This is a genomic window from Paenibacillus dendrobii (assembly GCF_009807035.1).
GTDB lineage: Bacteria > Bacillota > Bacilli > Paenibacillales > Paenibacillaceae > Paenibacillus_AQ > Paenibacillus_AQ dendrobii.
Window position 1 is genome coordinate 171,333 of sequence record NZ_WUBI01000004.1, and the last position, 18,010, is coordinate 189,342.

The 18,010-nt window shown below is 47.8% G+C and carries 12 protein-coding genes; 6 read left to right on the plus strand and 6 right to left on the minus strand.

Annotated features, from left to right (window positions below):
* Positions 1-123: 123 nt before the first annotated feature.
* From GRF59_RS22120 to GRF59_RS22130, 3 genes are read left to right on the plus strand one after another with little or no spacing between them, the layout of a single operon-like run.
* Complete coding sequence (locus GRF59_RS22120) at positions 124-867, plus strand: polyphosphate polymerase domain-containing protein (RefSeq protein ID WP_160499892.1); 744 nt, start codon at positions 124-126, stop codon at positions 865-867.
* Complete coding sequence (locus GRF59_RS22125) at positions 864-1,544, plus strand: DUF4956 domain-containing protein (RefSeq protein ID WP_160499893.1); 681 nt, start codon at positions 864-866, stop codon at positions 1,542-1,544. Before GRF59_RS22120 ends, GRF59_RS22125 begins: the two co-directional genes overlap by 4 nt.
* A 19-nt stretch (positions 1,545-1,563) precedes the next feature.
* The gene (locus GRF59_RS22130; RefSeq protein ID WP_160499894.1) at positions 1,564-3,990 is read left to right on the plus strand and encodes a carbohydrate-binding domain-containing protein; all 2,427 of its coding nucleotides are present in this window, start codon (positions 1,564-1,566) and stop codon (positions 3,988-3,990) included.
* A gap of 120 nt (positions 3,991-4,110) precedes the next feature.
* On the opposite strand, the gene GRF59_RS22135 is transcribed toward GRF59_RS22130, so the two are convergent.
* Positions 4,111-5,556 (minus strand): DEAD/DEAH box helicase, encoded by a 1,446-nt coding sequence (locus GRF59_RS22135; RefSeq protein WP_160499895.1) that lies wholly within the window; start codon positions 5,554-5,556, stop codon positions 4,111-4,113.
* Between the two features lie 151 nt (positions 5,557-5,707).
* Complete coding sequence (locus GRF59_RS22140) at positions 5,708-6,238, minus strand: GNAT family N-acetyltransferase (protein WP_160499896.1); 531 nt, start codon at positions 6,236-6,238, stop codon at positions 5,708-5,710.
* Positions 6,239-6,442: 204 nt separating this feature from the next.
* On the opposite strand from GRF59_RS22140, the gene GRF59_RS22145 reads away from it, so the two are divergent.
* Positions 6,443-7,681 (plus strand): ATP-binding protein, encoded by a 1,239-nt coding sequence (locus GRF59_RS22145; RefSeq protein ID WP_160499897.1) that lies wholly within the window; start codon positions 6,443-6,445, stop codon positions 7,679-7,681.
* 112 nt (positions 7,682-7,793) lie between these two features.
* On the opposite strand, the gene GRF59_RS22150 is transcribed toward GRF59_RS22145, so the two are convergent.
* From GRF59_RS22150 to GRF59_RS22160, 3 genes are all read right to left on the minus strand, one after another.
* Positions 7,794-10,946 (minus strand): hybrid sensor histidine kinase/response regulator, encoded by a 3,153-nt coding sequence (locus GRF59_RS22150; RefSeq protein ID WP_237391973.1) that lies wholly within the window; start codon positions 10,944-10,946, stop codon positions 7,794-7,796.
* Positions 10,947-11,047: 101 nt separating this feature from the next.
* A complete protein-coding gene (locus GRF59_RS22155) occupies positions 11,048-12,133 on the minus strand; it encodes a hypothetical protein (protein WP_160499898.1) in 1,086 nt (361 codons plus the stop codon).
* An 18-nt stretch (positions 12,134-12,151) separates the two neighbouring features.
* Positions 12,152-13,177: an MBOAT family O-acyltransferase gene (locus GRF59_RS22160; protein ID WP_237391974.1), complete on the minus strand. Its 1,026-nt coding sequence runs from the start codon at positions 13,175-13,177 to the stop codon at positions 12,152-12,154.
* A 692-nt stretch (positions 13,178-13,869) separates the two neighbouring features.
* On the opposite strand from GRF59_RS22160, the gene GRF59_RS22165 reads away from it, so the two are divergent.
* A complete protein-coding gene (locus GRF59_RS22165; RefSeq protein WP_160499899.1) occupies positions 13,870-14,841 on the plus strand; it encodes a sensor domain-containing diguanylate cyclase in 972 nt (323 codons plus the stop codon).
* Positions 14,842-14,961: 120 nt separating this feature from the next.
* Here GRF59_RS22165 and GRF59_RS22170 read toward each other — a convergent pair whose 3' ends face one another.
* Entirely contained in the window at positions 14,962-15,879 is a 918-nt protein-coding gene (locus GRF59_RS22170; protein WP_160499900.1) for an aldo/keto reductase, read from the minus strand.
* A gap of 228 nt (positions 15,880-16,107) precedes the next feature.
* Here GRF59_RS22170 and GRF59_RS22175 point away from each other — a divergent pair, with 228 nt between their 5' ends.
* Positions 16,108-17,808, plus strand: a complete 1,701-nt coding sequence (locus tag GRF59_RS22175; protein ID WP_160499901.1) for a sigma-54-dependent transcriptional regulator — start codon at positions 16,108-16,110, stop codon at positions 17,806-17,808.
* The last annotated feature ends 202 nt before the right edge of the window (positions 17,809-18,010 follow it).

The window sequence follows — 18,010 nt, forward strand, 5'->3', positions numbered from 1 at the left end:
CATCCGAATGTTAACGGAGTGTTATCCCTGTGTTTAAGCTTCGTTAAAGGTTCGGGCTTTAAGCTACAGACATGGAAGGGCAATAAGAACAATCCGTATCAGCGAAAGGAGCGTCAAGAATCGATGGCGATTGAAGTATTCAACCGTTATGAAAACAAGTATTTGATGGACACGAAGGCTTTTTACAACATTTACAATGACTTGATGGCATATATGGAACCGGATGAAAACAACAAGGATGACAAGTTCTATACCATCAGCAACCTGTATTACGACACGGAGCATCACTCGCTGATTCGCACCAGTTTGGCCAAGCCCAAATACAGGGAGAAGCTGCGGATCCGGTCTTACGGCGTGCCGGGCAGCGATGCCAAGGTATACCTGGAGCTGAAGAAAAAGGTGTTCGGCCTGGTCAACAAAAGAAGAACGTCGCTCAGACTAAATGAAGCCTATGAGTTTGCTCGGACCGGAGAAGCCCCTGCGTACCGCAAAGGCATGAATCAGCAGGTGATCCGCGAGATTGAGTATTTTCTGAGCCGGTACGAGCTGCAACCCATGGTTTACTTGGCGTACGATCGCATCGCATTGTTCTGCAAGGGCAACCGGGATCTGCGGATTACCTTTGACACCAATATTCGCTCGCGGCGCTATGATCTGAGGCTCGAGGCCGGCGATTATGGCGATCAGCTGATAGAGCGGGGCCAGTGGCTGATGGAGGTCAAAGCCGAGAAGACCATTCCGGTGTGGCTATCTAAGATGCTATCCGACCATCAGATGTACCGCACGAGCTTCTCCAAGTATGGCAATGAATATAAAAAATCGATTCGAAATGCACCAATCGTTGAAAGGGAGAGAGTTGTTTTATGATTGAATCCATTTTTGCTTCGTCCGCTGCGGACACGAGCCTATCTTTATCGCATGCGCTTTTGACATTGGCGGTTGCCATCGTGCTCGGTGCCATTATCAGCTTTACGTATATGAAAACACAGCCGGCCTATTCCCCGAGCTTCACCTTGACGATGATGGTGCTTCCCGCGATTGTGGCGATCATCATCATGCTGATCGGCAGCAATATCGCAAGAGCCTTCAGCCTGGCCGGAGCGTTCTCGATCATCCGTTTCCGGAGCGCGCCTGGGGACTCCAAGGACATCTCTTACGTGCTGTTCTCCATGGCGGCCGGACTGTCTGCCGGCGTCGGCGCGTTCGGTTATGCCGTGCTGTTCACGATTATCCTCTGCGCGTTGATGTACGTTCTGAAGCTGATCAATTTCGGGGCAAGAAAAGACGCCCTCAAAACGTTGAAGGTTACCATTCCGGAAAATTTGGGGTACGAGGAAGCGTTCGAAGAGGTGTTCCGCACGCATCGCGTCGATTATGAGCTGAAAAAAGTCAAAACGACCGAGCTCGGCAGCCTGTATGAAATCGTGTATTCGATCAAAATGGGGCCCGGCACGAACCAAAAGGAATTTCTGGATGACATCCGGACCCGTAACGGGAACCTGGACATTACCCTGACGATGAACCCTGCGGTGCAGGAATATTAAACGAAAAGAGGTTATACGAATGAAACCATCTTATAAAACAAAATTTGCGTCGATTCTGATTTTGTCGGCTATGCTGGCCTCCGGCTGCACGACCAATGCAGCAAGCAGTACGACATCTGAAGGCACGGCGGCGACGGGGGCCGAGACAGACACGGCCACGGTGGATGCGAGTGCGGCCAATGCCAAGCTGGCAGGGCTCAAAATCAAGGATTTGGTGGAGTATGATAACGATGACACCACCGCCGAATGGAAAGCCGACGACTCAACGACGATTACGCTGAACGGTACGAGTGCGACTGTTACCGGGGATGGCGCGAAGGCCAGCGGCGGCGATGTGACGATTTCCTCGGCGGGAACGTACGTGGTCAGCGGCAAGCTGACGGACGGCAGCATCGTGGTGGATGCGGGTAAGGATGATCTCGTGCACTTGGTGCTGAACGGCGCGCAAATTATTAGCTCTGACGGCCCTGCCATTCAGGTCAAAAAGGCCGGCAAAACCGTGCTGACGCTGAACAAAGAAACGAACAACACCCTGTCGGACGGCAAAACCTATGCGGACACATCGGAGGATGCCCCGACGGCGGCCCTCTTCAGCAAGGAAGATCTGACGATCAACGGCGCGGGCAAGCTGACCGTGCAGGGGAATTATAAGGACGGCATTACGAGCAAGGACGATCTGAAAATTGTCAGCGGCACCCTCAACGTCAATGCAGCCGATGACGGTATCATCGGCCGCGACCTGGCTGCCGTCAAGGCGGGTGCCATTCATGTGAACGCTGGCGGGGACGGCTTCAAGACGACCTATGACGGCGACAAGGACAAAGGATACCTGCTGATCGAGGGTGGCACGTTCCAAATCGAATCCGGCAGCGATGGATTCCAGGCGTCGGCTTCACTCCTGATCGATGGAGGTACCTTCGACATGGTGAACGGCGGCGGAAGCGCGAACGCGGAGCCGCATCAGGAGGAGATGCCGATGGGGCGTCCTGATTTCGGCGGCCAGCCCGGAACCGGAACGCTAAGCGGGCAGAAGGAAGCGCAGGGCACGGGAAGTGGTTCGGCTGCGGATTCAAAGGACGCGGCAGCGGCCAAGGATTCCGCGGGTTCTCAAGGGAAGGACAAGACAGCGGCTGAAGACAGCGCTACTGCAACCGGTACGGATGCTGCGCAAGCAGGCAATGAGGAGAGCGATTCCAAGAGCATGAAAGGGCTCAAAGCCGAAAAGGGCATTGCGGTTTCGGACGGAACGTTTAGCATCGATTCGGCTGATGATACCGTGCACAGCAATGGCAGCATTCTGGTTTCCGGCGGCCAATGGGCTCTTACCACGGGCGATGACGGCATTCATGCCGACGTATCGATCGTTATTTCCGGCGGAACCGTGAACGTCAAGCAAAGCTACGAAGGCATTGAGGCCGCGGATATCAACATCTCCGGCGGAGAAGTGCACGTCGTTTCCAGCGATGACGGCGTGAATGCGTCGGATGGCAGCGGCAGTGAGGAGGGACCGGGCGGCATGTTTGGCGGCGAGCGGCCTGAAGGCATGCCGGGACAAACGCCGCCTGAAGATCAGGCTCAAACGAACGGCAGCAAGACGCAGTCTAACAAGACGCAATCGGGAGCGGCTTCATCGCAGACGAATCAGGCTCAATCGGCTAATCAGACCCCATCTGGTGACCAAGCCCAAGGTCAGCAACCACCGGCAGGGGGACAGGGAATGCCTGGCGGACCGGGAGGAAGCGCCGGCACCGCGAAGCTTACCATCAGCGGTGGATATCTGACCGTCGATGCGGAAGGGGACGGACTCGACGCCAACGGCTCCATCGAGATGACCGGCGGGACCGTACTGGTGAATGGCCCAACGATGGGCGGAAACGGCGCTTTAGACTATGACGGCACATTCGAGCAGTCCGGCGGTCTGCTGGTCGCAGCCGGAAGCTCTGGCATGGCACAGGCGACATCCGAATCTTCTTCGCAAAGATCAGTAATGATGACGTTCCCGAGCACGCTGAAGGCCGGCACGCTGGTTACGCTGGCAGACAGCAAAGGTACGCCGGTCCTGAGCTTTGCTCCGGCCAAATCCATCCAGAATATCGTGGTTTCCACGCCGGATCTGAAGGCTGGAGAGACGTACACCTTTTATACGGGCGGGACGTCCACGGGTACAACGAAGGGTGGACTGTATGAGAAGGGCAAGCTTACAGGCGGCACGAAAATCGTCAGCTTTAAACTGGGTGACACGGTCACTTACGTCAATGAATCCGGCCTGACAACCGGCGGAGGCGGCTTTGGCGGCGGACGTGGGCAAGGCGGGCCAGGTGGAGGCCGTGGTAAGGATGGATCAGCTGGAAACGGTGCTGCCGGTCAAAGCGGTTCAACCAGTCAAAATGGAGACAATTCAGGTTCAGACAGCGCTAATACCTCGAAATCGGATACTTCCAAGTGAGGATTGGGTAGGAGAAAAGGGAATAGAGCGATATGAAAGAAGAGCCCCTGCATGATGCGGGGGCTCTTCTCTTTGCGCTACGTATACTTCTTCATACGCAGGGCATATACGACATGAAAATTACCTTTTTCCTTTGCGGACTTTTAACTGCTTGCCTTTGACCGTGGTGTTTTGCATCAGCTCAAGCACAAGCGGCCCTTTGCCGTTCAGAATTTCCACGTCAGTCACAAAATCAAGAATCGTTATGATTCCGATATCGTCGGCGGTTACCCCGTCTAGCTTGGCGATGGTGCCGACGAAGTCCACGGCTCTAAGCTTCTTCTTCTTACCACCATTGAAGTTAAGTTTCATAATCTGCTTGTTTAATTGCTCGCGCTTATCCTTTTTCGGCTCAGGCTTAAACTTGAGTTTCTTTTCAAACTCTTCTCTATGGCGATCCACTTCCTCTTCGGAAGGAGCTTTCACCTTCGGAATCTCAAAGCCAATATACGCTTCAATCTCAGCTAATCGCTTATCATCCCTCGGCGTGACGAGCGTGATCGCTCTACCTGCTTTGCCTGCACGTCCCGTACGTCCTGTACGGTGAACATAGCTTTCCTTCTCAAGCGGAATATCATAGTTGATGACATGGGTAATGTTCGTGATATCAATACCTCTGGCGGCTACATCGGTTGCAATCAAGTAACGGAATTGCCCTCTTCTGAACGCATTCATGACCTCGAACCGCTCTTCCTGCTCCATCCCGCCATGAATACGGTCACATGGATAGGCAAGTTCGGCCATTTCTCGGAATAGTTGATCGACATGCTCCTGCGTCCGACAGAAAACGATACAGCTGTCGGGGCTCTCCACGATGAACAGATCCTGGAGCAATACCAGCTTGTCCGACTCCTTCACCTGAATCAGAGCATGCTCAATCGTCGCTGTCGTCAGGCCGCTTGCTTGAATCTCGATTTGGACAGGGTCGTCCATATAGTTGCGCGACAATTGAGCTACATCCTCCGGAAACGTAGCGGAGAATAACATGGTAACTCGCTCACGGGGCAGTGCTTGTATGATCGTCTGCACCTGCTCGATAAAGCCCATATTCAGCATTTCATCCGCTTCGTCAATAACGAGATAGGCCATCCGATCCAGCGAAAGCGTGCCGCGTTCAATATGGTCCAGCACACGTCCGGGTGTCCCTACCACGACATGCGTTCTTTGCTTTAACTCGGCTTTTTGTATATGAAAAGGATGTTTTCCGAAAAGAGGCGTCGCCTTGATCCGCTTGAAGCGCCCGATATTCGTTATATCCTCGTTGACCTGCAACGCGAGTTCGCGGGTTGGGGTCAGGATTAATGCCTGCGGCTTGTTCTCGTTCCAATCTACCAACTCGCAGAGGGGAATACCGTAAGCGGCCGTCTTGCCGCTGCCTGTTTGCGATTTGACAACAAGATCCTTCTTTTCCAGCGCAACAGGAATGACCTCTTTCTGGACCTCTGTAGGAGTCTCATAGCCCAAACTATGCAGTGCTCTCACAATCTCTTCACTTAATCGATAATCTGTAAAATGCTTCTCGCTCATCTTTAACCTCTTCTACGCTATATTCGAAATGCTATACATACAGAGCTTCGCCGTGCATCTATCGTATACTTGTCTATTATACTCGAATCCAGTGATCTGTATCGGGTACATGCCATGCATGCTTTCTATATAAGGATGAATACAGGCTTTTTTAATAGGTCTTCAACAAAGAATAGATATGAGTATCGTAGGGGACTTCATTTTGGTACATATAATTTCTCAAAGTTCCCTCTTTCACAAAACCTGCATTCGTTAATAAACGATTGGAAGCATGATTCTCCACGAAAACAACCGCTCCGATGCGTTTCAAGCGAAGCTCATCAAAACCGAATGATATGACTTGGCTCACCGCTTCCTTGGCATATCCCTTGCCCCATGCTTCCGGAAAAAGCGCATAGCTTATGTCTGCTCTCTGATGCTCAGAAGACCACTCTTGAAGCCCGATGGTCCCGATGATATTCCCTTCGGCTTTGAGCTCGATGCCCCACTTGATTCCCCGTTTTTCTTCGAAACTTCTCGAAAAATGCTCAATGATTTGTTTGACCTGTTCAATGCTGGTCAATGGTTTTTGCCCATAGTAACGTAAAACTTCGGCATCGGAAAAACAATGCAAAACCGCTGGCGCATCCTCGTCGGATAATTCTCTAAGCCGTAATCGTTCCGTTTCTAATGTAGGAAACATAGGTCACTTCCTTTTTCATGTTTGCGATGGTGAGCGACAACCCTTAGTGCATCCACCGATGCTTTTTTTGCTTTTCAAAAAGGGTCAGAATATTCCATAAGGTTTAACTTTACTTATAACGCTCGATTAGCGTAATCTTCTATAGTATAGCCTAAAACCTGACAAAGATTTTTCTGCGTAATGGGGCCGAAAGGAAGTTATCTCTTGTTTGAAACTTTGCTTTTGAATTTCTTGTTTTTACTGTTACCGGTAGTCGCTTTTCTTATTTTCTTTGAGCACAAAACGCAATCTTATAATCAAAAGATTCTTGTTTTACTATCGGCAGTGACGATGAGTCTCTGCATTGCCAGGCCTATTAAACTCGAAATCGGATTTATATTTGATTTAAGATACATTCCGTTTATTATCGTGGCTCTTTTCGGAGGATACAAGAACGTATTCCCGCTTTATGTGATTCTCAATATCTACCGTTTCTATGTGGGCGGGGGAGGCACGGTGCAGTCTTTTCTTTTCTCGACAACGGTCATGATCATCGTACCTTTTTTCAGCAAAAAATTTGTGAAGCTGCACTCCAGGGATCGAATCCTATGGGCAACCCTTGCTTCTTTCCTTACCATCGGATTTTATCTGTTTACATTAAGCTTTGCGAAAGGCGCACTGGACAAACAATTCTGGATGCTCACCCTTAATGCCTTAACGACGCATGTTGGGGTGATGAGCATTATCATGATTCTAATAGAAAAGATCATTACCAATATTCAGAACCGCGACCGGATCATGCAATCGGAAAGATTAAATGTCGTCAGCGAGCTGGCGGCGAGCGTATCACACGAGATCAGGAATCCGCTTACGGTGACAAGTGGTTTTCTGCAGCTGTTAAATAAGTCAAAAACCATCACTCAGGTGGAAAAAGAATACGTGGAATTATCTTTACAGGAACTCCAGCGGGCGGAAAAAATAGTCAGTGATTATCTCTCATTCGCTAAGCCGCAGTCCGAAAACATGGTTTATTCCAACATGAGTGCGGAGTTAGAGTATACCAAGAATATTATCATGCCATACGCCTCCATACATAAAGTGGAGGTCCAGTTCAGTTTTAATAACTCGCTGAATAAACACTATGACCGTAACCAAATCCAGCAATGCTTCATCAATTTATACAAGAACGGCATTGAAGCGATGAAGGAAAAGGGCGGAGGGACCCTAGTCATTGATATATCGGAGAGGAAGCAAAACATTATGATCCGTATTCAGGATACGGGAATCGGCATGACAAGAGAGGAAATATCGCGTCTAGGCAAGCCGTATTATTCGACCAAAGCGGAGGGAACGGGCCTGGGTATGCTCATGGTCTACAGTACCATTAATAAAGTGAGAGGGACGATCGAAGTCGAGAGTGAAAAAGGTAAAGGCACGACGTTTCTCATCACCATACCTACGTAATAACATGTACCACGCAAGGGACGGCAAGTTTTGAACCGATTAAGGGATTGCATTTCAATAAACAGACGTAAAAAGAGCCCAATAAGGGCTCTTTTTTGTTGAGGGTATGTTTCTAGCCAGCGCTATAATGAACAGACAAATCTGCCGTTTGGCTGACCGGAATGATAAACGATATAGTCGTACCTTGGCCCGGTTTACTGGAGATGGATAAGCCTTGACCGTACAGTTGTATCAACCGACGGTTCGTATTGGAGATCCCGATACCACCCTTGCCCTTCATGGTTGGACTGAGGAGCTGCATAACCCTTTCTGGCTCCATACCCTTGCCGTTATCTTCGACTTCTACTAGCGTGAAGCCTTCTCGGCTGGCAATGCGGATCTGAACCGTACCGCCCTTTTCCTGGCTCATGAGCCCGTGCCGGACGGCGTTCTCGATCAGCGGTTGAATCGTCAGCGGTGGTAGAAGCAAGGTGATGTCCGGTTCAACTTCCCACACGACGGATAATCTGTCTTCGAACCGCTCTTGCTCGATATACAGATAAGCTTCGGCTAACTTTAGTTCATGGGACAGCTCCACCAGTTCACCTGTATTCAGAAAATCAAAGCTGATTCTTAAATACGATGCGAACGCGTCACCCAGATCCTGCATTTTTTGCGTATCAATCTCGCTCAGGGCCATGATGGAATTCAGCGTGTTGAACAGAAAATGCGGATGAATCTGCGCCTGCAGATAGGCAGCCTCCATGCGCAGCCGCTCTTGAATGGACTGTTTCATCGCGGTTAATGCCCGAATACGGTATTTCAGCTCCAGGGCGTCAACAGGCTTGGTTACATAATCGCTCGCCCCCGCCGAAAATCCGGCGTAAATGTCGGCAGCCTGGCTGCGCGCGGTCAGCAGCAGAATCGGAAGCTCCGATATGGAATAATGCTCCCGGACTTTCTGCGTCAACTCGTAGCCGGACATCTGCGGCATCATGACGTCGGCAATCAGCAGATCCCATGGCTTCGTGCCCAGCAGCTTGAGCGCTTCGCGGGCGGAATGGGCAGTTGTAATCGTGTACGGCTCCGTCGAAAGGATGCCGACAAGTACATTCAGGTTCACAGGGTCGTCATCGACCACAAGGATATGCATCGTGCCTTCCTGCAAAAGCGGGGTTATCACGTCCGTTGCTGCGATTTCGGCTATCGCGGGTTCCGGTACAATGAATCCGGCAGACTGATCTGCCGTCATGAACGCCATTTCTTGCGATGGAAGGTATTCTTGCTGCAGATCGGTACAGTCGGCGTCAGCGAGCGGGAGGACAAAGCTGAATTCGGAGCCTTGCCCATGCATCGATTTCACGCTGAGCGTACCTCCGTGCAATTCTACCAACTGCTTACATATGCTCAGGCCAAGTCCAATGCCTCTTCCATCGCTGATTCCGTAAGTCCCTTGTTCATAAGGGAGAAAAATGCGGGATTGCGTATCCTTATCCATGCCGATACCGGTGTCGGAGACGCGAATGACGGCATGCCCGTCCACCATCTCGGCGGAAACCGAGATGGTCCCTTCTTCCGTGAACTTCAGGGCATTATGCAGCAGGTTATGCAAGATTTGCACGAGTCTCTTTTCATCGGCCCATACGGGAGGCATGGATTCCGCAATATTCACGCGCAGCTCGACGGGCTTGCCGGCGGACATGAATTTGAGCATGCCGATAACTCCGGGGACAACCGACTGAATCCGTAACGGCCGCTGTTGCAGTACGATCCGATGTTCCTGGAGCCGTGCGACATCCAGAAGGTCTCCAAGCATCAGAGACATGCGGCGGCTGATGGTAATCAGAAGCTCCATATCTCTCAGGCTGCTTTCGTCCAGCTTGCTTTTCTCTTTCGCGGCAACGGTCTGCGCAATGTTCATGATGCCATGCAGCGGCGTTCTCAGCTCATGCGATGTATTGGCAAGAAATTGATCCTTCAGTTTGTTGGCTTGTTGTAACTGTTCATTCAATTGAGCGTTCTCGTTGGCGTTACGATAGAATTTCTTGAACCAGTATGCAGAGAAACAGACAATGGCCGCAATGATATCGATTGGATAATAGACATGCGTGACCCCCTGAGTAGAATCCCAAAAGCTCCACAGTAAATTGGAAGCGATGCATGCCCCGGACAGCAGGAGGAAAATGGCGTCAGGGTCGACTTGCTTCCTGAAAATCATCGTTCCGGCGACATATAGAAACCAGACGAAAGACAATCCGCTGATTAAGGCGAATGCTCCCAGGGTGGTTGACGCATTTACGAGCGGAACGGGAGCAGCCAGTATAAAGATGGTATAACCGATGATCCCCGTGGTATACATCTGGAGCCATATGCTCTTCAAAGGAGCTGACGTGAATCTTCTGAAAACAAGAAGAATGAAAAAGGTTTGCCACACCAAAGAAAGCAGTTGAATTTTCACACCCCATGTATAGTTGATCGGGAGCCACAGCATGAGCAGGTTGTCATGTTTGGCGACAATCGATATTCCGACGAAAAGCGTCAGCAGTCCGACAATGAACAACGTCCGTTCACGGCGGTTGAACAGGTAAAGAATAAGGGCATAGATGCCATGAATCAGCAGGATAATAAAAGCTACAAGCTGAAACCCGATGGAGTACCAGCGCACGTAATCTATGGCAGCTTGGGAACCGATGCGAAGGGATTTCAGCATACCGCCTGTGTATCGATTCTCAAAATTGGCGACGCGAATGAGTATCTCGATTTCTTGCGTCCCTTTTAGATCATAAGAGGCAGTGTAAGAAACATTATTTGGCGTATATTCATTGGCGTTCGCAGCAGGATTGCCCACTTGGCTTTGCACCAGCCCATTGATTTCCACTGTCGATGATGCTTGTATTCCCCGTAACCAAATCGCGACAGGCTGATCCAGAGGATCCACCAGAATGCGAAGGCGGTATGTCCCGTATCCGTTGGCCCCCGATCCTTGGGGAAACGCACTCCGCCAGTTTCCCGGGACCTGAAGCTTCCGGGGCTGATTTTCGGCTTGTTGCCCATTTTGCCGGGAGACGAATTCGCCGGGATAGAACTGCCACTCGCCATTCAAAGAGAGCGTGGACGTATTATTGAATTTCCAGCCGCGCAAATCAAGGACGCCCCCGGCTGCGTGGGGATGCGCCTTTGTCTCGAAAACTTGCGACCAGGCCGATCTCAAGCCAAAGAGCGCACCGCAGAACAAGAGCACGGCCGCAAGATATTTTAAGGTGGTTTTATTCAGTATTCGTATCATACAGAACAGATTCGTCATCAGGAAAGGCGAATCCTTCATTTGATCGGTCCGGAAGTAGGTGGTAGATGGCTCGAACCCGCGGATCTATACCGACCTCAATCTTAGTAGTTATCTAAAATTTCAGACATGTTTTTATCTCGCTCGGGCCAGTTTTCTCTACTTAATCTTAGATCCGTCAGATGCTTCTCTATATTGTCAGGAGTCATATATACACCGAAATAAGAGGGGACTTGTTTCATTTCTTTGTTTAGCATTCGATATAGTATTAGATTACCTACTTTTTTCGAAAAGTGGGAAAGGTCATTATAGTTTTTTTCGTTTCGTAAAGAACTCATCGATATCTCATGATATCCCGAAAAGTCCCAGACAGGAGCAATATCTACTAATTCTCTTTTCCAATCTTCAAACTTCCCCCACAAGTTGTTCTGCCAATACGTTTCTAAAATAATGGCATGAACGGGACTAATGTATATGTATAATTTAAGACCATTTTGTTCGCATAATTCCTTCATCTTTTTTACGTACAACATACTGCTCGCAGATAATTGAAAGGAGGTTGGAAGAGTCTGTAATGTATTTTGGTTCGTATAAGGAGGATATACAAGGTTTTCATCAAAACTACCGTCACCTAAATATCTGGTCTCTGTAAAATCAGTTGTTTTGTTTAAGTTATCCATCACGACTTTACGGCTTTCCTTTAGAGCAGTTTCAGATAGTAAGGTTGTAAATAAATCTTGGGTATAAAAAGAGGAATTCAATCTTTTCTCATTAAAACTTACATGGTTGGGATAATTATTATCGAAGACTTCAAAATCCAGCCCAAGGAAAACCGTTTTCAGGTTTTGATCGACCTTAATAACATATTGCAAGTAATTTAAGTCGATATAAGGAGTAGCGGCAGAAAGTCCTAAGTTGTATGTATTATCTCCAGTTAAAGATTTAATTAGCGGAGGGTTTAATCGCATTGCTCTGGAGGTACCTAATACGAGAGCTTGAGGCTGATACTTCCTACTCTGAAAAGTTTTGAACAGATAGGGATCGCTATTTTTGCTTTTCTGAACATTATAGTTCCTACCTGAGAAGTGATAGATCCCGTATGGATCAACTACGTAATTTACAGTTACGATTGCTAACAGGACAAGAGCTGTGAAAAGGAGTGTTAGCAGCGTCCATTTTTTGTGAGTCATCGTCGGTCACCTTAATATTTAGAATTTGAAATATAAGAATTCGGAAACTTTTGTTAAATTTATAATAGAGTAGACTAGAATAATAGCAATAAAAAGGGCGTAAATTAAAGTGGGTCTGAATGTTTTCATTTTCTCAGAAGTATTCTTAAACCCTAAAACAATGAGAAACCCTAGAATGATGAAATTTAAGGCTCGAACCTTATTCATTAAGGGCGTACTTTCAAATTGTATCCCCAAGGTTGAAAGCGGACTTAAAAATTCAGATAACTGTTCAGGCAAAATAAAACCATTACATCCAAGCATTGCTTTGATAAGCCATAGAGCTTGTTTCAGTTCACTAATCCTGAAGAAGACGAGAGTTAAGTTTAAATAAGCAAATGTGATGCCCCATGCCAAGAGTGAAGGCAGTTTTATATTCAATTTTTTCCAAAAACGATATATAACAACGCCGCCCCCTACAAGTAGACCCCAAATGATAAAATTCCATCCAGCGCCATGCCAAATTCCACTTAAGAGGAAAAGTATGATGACATTAATTGTAGTGATGGTACTCGTACTCAGTTTATTAAGTTTTTTTGACTGATAACGATTCATCGGAACATACACATATTCATATAGGAAACGTGTTAACGTAATATGCCAACGCGAGATCATCTCTTGAAAGTTGGTTGCTTTATACGGCGAGTTAAAATTGATAGGTAACATGATGTTAAACAATAACGCCAATCCGATAGCCATATCAGAATAGCCGCTGAAATCGAAGTATAGCTGAAAAGTGTAGGAAAGGATGACAGTCCATGCATCAAAGAAAGTGATGGATGCTAAGTAGTTCATGCCATCCAGCACGGTTGTAGAAAAATTATCGGCAAGGATCACTTTTTTGAATAATCCAACAGAAAAAATAAAGACACCTAATGCGATATTGTTAAAATTGATTCTCAGATTCTTAGTACTTTGGAATTGAGGCATCATGACCCTGTGATGAACGATAGGGCCTGCAATCAGATGAGGGAAAAAAGTAATAAATAATGTGTAGTTGATCATATTATAGTTATTCACTTTCCCCTTATAGCAATCAACCAGATATGAAATCTGTTGAAATGTAAAGAAGCTGATAGCTAATGGAAGTACTAGGTTTAATAGAGGTATGTCGGTTGAAAACAGGAGGTTAATATTCGTTAGAAAAAAGTCGAGATATTTAAAATATCCTAAAAATCCTAAATTAATAACAATCCCCAAAATAAGAAATGCTTTGTGCTTATATAAAATAAGAACCCTGCCTATTATAAAATTTACTGCAATCGATAATAGGATGAGAGGTAAGTAACGGGGGTTCCAAAATCCGTAGAAAAAGAGTGAGCAAGCAGCAAGCCATGCTCTAGAAACATAAACAGGAAAATAAGAATTAAGGAGAAAATAGCCTCCAAAGACAACAGGTAAGAAAAAAAGATGAACTGAGGGGAGTTAAAAAGCATATGTACACATCCTATAAGTGTGCCACAAGGCAGGTTTCCTCGTAGGCGAATATGTTCTGCAGAACTTACAATTTTTTCAAGTTTGTCATGTGACAGAAATCATGACAATACTCACTAGGCAACGACATGAAAGTTCATTAAAGTTGGATGTAGGAGAAGCGGAGCAAGCTCCGATATTACAACGCAATCATTCGTGAACCATAATGAAATTCTTGGAGTGAATATGGACTGATGTTATATGCATTGAAAGGGTACTCGGAAATGGACGACCGGTTAAAATATGCTCCTTGCGGATACGTCTCCATCACGTATGATGGCATCGTTACGGATGTCAATCAGACCTTTCTGAATGTGATGGGTTATACATATGAAGATTTGGTGCAAAAGCATTTTGAATCAATCATGACTTCTGAGAATCAGCAGGTTTTCCAATCCGGTTTCTATCCGCAAATCAATCAGACCGGACAAGTGGAGGAACTGTTCATCTGCTTAACGGACTGCAACAAACAGTCGATTCCGTTTATCTTAAATGGAAGAAGGTATACGAGTGACGGTGTGGAAATGATCGACTGCGTGCTCGTACAGATGAAAAAGCGAATGGATGATGAACAGGGGCTGCGTTCTGCGAAGAAGCACATGGATTACTGGCAGATGGATCAAGCCCTGGTGAAGCTGGAGCAAATCCACACCGAAATTGAACGGAAGCAAGCCGAGCTTATGGAGATCAACGCGAATTTGGTTGAACTGTCGATTACGGATAAACTGACCGGACTTCGGAATCGGCGTTATTTTCAAGAGAAGTTGGAAGAGCAAATGAAACTTTACGGCGAAACGGAGCAGCCCTTTTCCCTTATTATTATTGACATTGATTATTTTAAAAAGGTGAATGACACATGGGGGCATCTGACGGGGGACGACGTACTCGAGACTCTGGGAAAAATCCTGTCCTCCCATGCCCGTAACGGAGATGTGGTGGCGCGGCTTGGCGGGGAGGAGTTCGTGCTGATTTTGCCACATGCAGACGGTCCTCAATCCAAGAAAGCTGCAGAGCGATTGCGCCTCGCTGTTGTAGGATCTCCTTGGAAGACGGGAAGCATCACCGTGAGTATCGGGATAGCCACATTTACCCCTGAGGATACAGGTGTGACCCTCTTGCAAAAAGCCGATCAAGCGATGTACGCCTCCAAGAAAAATGGAAGAAATCAAGTTACGCATATCATGGATGTACAGTAAGGAATAAGTGAATACTTTTCTCAGTCAAAAAAACCCGGAGCCAGTGATCATAAAGATCGCTTGGTTCCGGGTCTTTTTCGCTTTCATCTGAATCCGTTGTTGCAGAAGCTCCGCAAGGGTTTATGGAAGAATATTGCCCGCTGAACGGAAAATATCGTACCATTCTTCACGCGTGAGGCGGATGTCGGATGCTTTGCAGCAATCCTTCAGGCGCTCGATATTCATCGTACCGATGACCGGCTGCATGTTGGCCGGATGGCGGAGCAGCCACGCGACCGCAATGGTCGTGTTGCTGACGCCGTATTTGGCGGCAACCTCGTCGATTTTTTGATTCAATTCAGGGAATTTCTCGTTGCCGAGGAATACGCCCTCAAAGAATCCATATTGGAACGGAGACCAAGGCTGAATGGTAATGTCATGCAATCTGCAAAAGTCGAGCACGCTGCCGTCGCGGTTCACGGCCGAACCGTTCTCCATGTTCACATTGAAGCCTTGGGAGATCATGGTGGCGTTCGTGATGCTGAGCTGAAGCTGGTTGGCGACGATCGGCTGCTTCACAAACTTCTGGAGCAGCTGGATTTGCATGGGATTCTGATTGGAAACGCCGAAATGGCGCACTTTTCCAGAGCTTTCGAGCACATCAAAAGCCTCGGCAACCTCTTCAGGCTCAACGAGCGTATCCGGACGGTGCAGCAGCAGCGTATCCAGATAGTCGGTTTTGAGACGTTTCAGAATACCATCCACCGAGTTCAAGATATGCTCCTTGGAAAAGTCGAACATACCGGGCCGGATACCGCATTTGGATTGCAAAATGATGGTCTCGCGTACGCTTGGGCTCATATGGATGGCCTCGGCGAACCGCTCTTCGGATTTTCCGCCTCCATAAATATCCGCATGCTCAAAGAAATTGGCACCTTCTTCAATCGCGGTCTGGATAAAGCGTTCGGTTTGCGGGATGTCCAGCGACTCGATGCGCATGCAGCCGACTGCGACAACAGGCACCTCAAGCGAACTGGTACCCAGTTTAATCGTTCTCATGCTTATGTACCTCCGTTTGGTATAAATAGAAAACGTAGAATGGCGCCTAGACACCTTCCCGTATATTGTTGCACACGCAGAGGATGGTTTCAACATCGGCGGGGAATGGAAAATGAAGTAACTTGTCCCCGTCTCACCGGTTCGGCCGTTCAATGGCTCGTCAATTGCATACCTACGAATAATATGCTATGACTGAACTACAAAATAAGGAATATAGGTGTGGTTAAGATGACAATCAAAGCTCTATTCGTGGCCCCATACGCAGCAATGGAGAATTTAATAGATGAATGCCGGGAACAACAAAAGGAATTAGATCTTACGATCCGGATCGGGAACCTGCAGGAGGGCGTCAGCCTGGCGAGGCAAGCGGAGGCGGAAGGCTTCGACGTCATCATCAGCCGGGGCGGAACGGCGAAACTGATCGGTGAAGCAGTCGAGATTCCCGTGATCGATGTCCATGTTTCCGGATACGACATGCTTCGGGTGCTCACGCTGGCCAATGATTTTCCCCGGAAGAAGGCCATTGTGGGCTTCCCTGCCATTACAGGCGGAGCCAAAGCAATCATTGACCTGCTCGACATTCCAATAGATATGTTCACGATCCATGATGAGGATGAAACGGAAGCTCTTTTGAGAAGACTCAAGCAGGATGGATACGAGTTGATCATGGGAGACGTGGTCACTTTCGAAACAGCATCCAGGCTTGGACTGCTGGGGATTTTGATCCAGTCGGGGAGAGAGTCCATCTTCGATGCATTTACGGAAGCTAAGACGGTTTCCCGGTGGCTCTCGCAAAGCAGACAGGAGATCGACCGGTTCAAAGGCATTTTGCAGGCAACCGCCGAGGATGTGATGGTTCTGTCGGAACAAGGAGATGTTGTCTATGAACAGTGGCAGGATTTCAGTTCCAGAACCATACCGGATATTCGGTTTGAAAAGGGTACGCCCGAAGACGGCGGAGCGAATCGCGAAGTAGTCCATGTTGCCAACTCGGACGGACAAACCGTGAAGGTGATAAAAACCAAGATCATGATTAATGGAACAGCTTATCTGGTGTGTGAATTTTTCCGTCAGCCCATTCATCAGACCGCCCTGGATAAAGTGAAGGTACATATGCAGCCAGCTCCTCTGATCATTCACCAAAGCGAGGCCATGAATACATGTCTCACAATGATCAACCGGTGCCTGTCATATGATCTGTTCGTTTTTATCGGCGAAAGGGGTACGGGGAAGGACATGCTGGCCCGCTATGTTCACGTCCAAAAGAATCATGGCGAGGGCTTATATGCGTCCGTTAAAGCTTCCGATCTTATGGATTTAGGTCCGGAAGAGATCGATACCGAGATTAGGACCCTCTATATTCACGCTTTCGACCGGGTGGAGGATGGATCTGTAAAAGTGTATTGGCGGATGATAGAGGCTCTGAAGGAACGAGGCATAACCCTTATTTTTGCCATGACTGAAGAGCAGCCTTTTGGGGAAAATAGGATATATGATGACGAAATGATCCGTATTCATATCCCTGCGTTGGCGAATCGGAATGAGGACCTCAAGGAACTGGTGACCTCGTTTTTGCTCCATTTCAGCCAGACGCTGGGTACCTCGGCCATTCGAATGACCGAAAAAGGCTTAAACCTGCTTGCAGAATACAGTTGGCCGGGTAATGTCTCCGAATTAAAGGCGCTGCTTCAAGAGGCGGTGATCTTGGAAAAGGGGTATGTCATTGAGCATCCCTTGATCGAGCGTTTGCTGAACCGGAAAGGCATGGAAACAGGCGGAACGTCCTCCGGGCTTCTGAGAGGAACCCTGGAGCAGATCGAGAAGAAAATCATTGAAAAGGTGCTGGAGGAAGAGGGATTCAATCAGACCAAAGCCGCAAAACGGTTACAAATTAATCGCTCCACCTTATGGCGCAAATTAAAGGATTAGTGATACGAAATAAGCTAACGGCGGTTCTCTCTTCTGTAGTTCGATTTATCCTTGAAAACAACATCAATAGTGTTTAATAATGCAACAGTTTGTGTCTGTTACTATTTTACAGCCCTAAAACTGTTGCATTTTATTTTGTAAGCGATTAATATAATGAGCGTAAACGCAATCATTACTTAATACTGTTGAAAAATACAACACA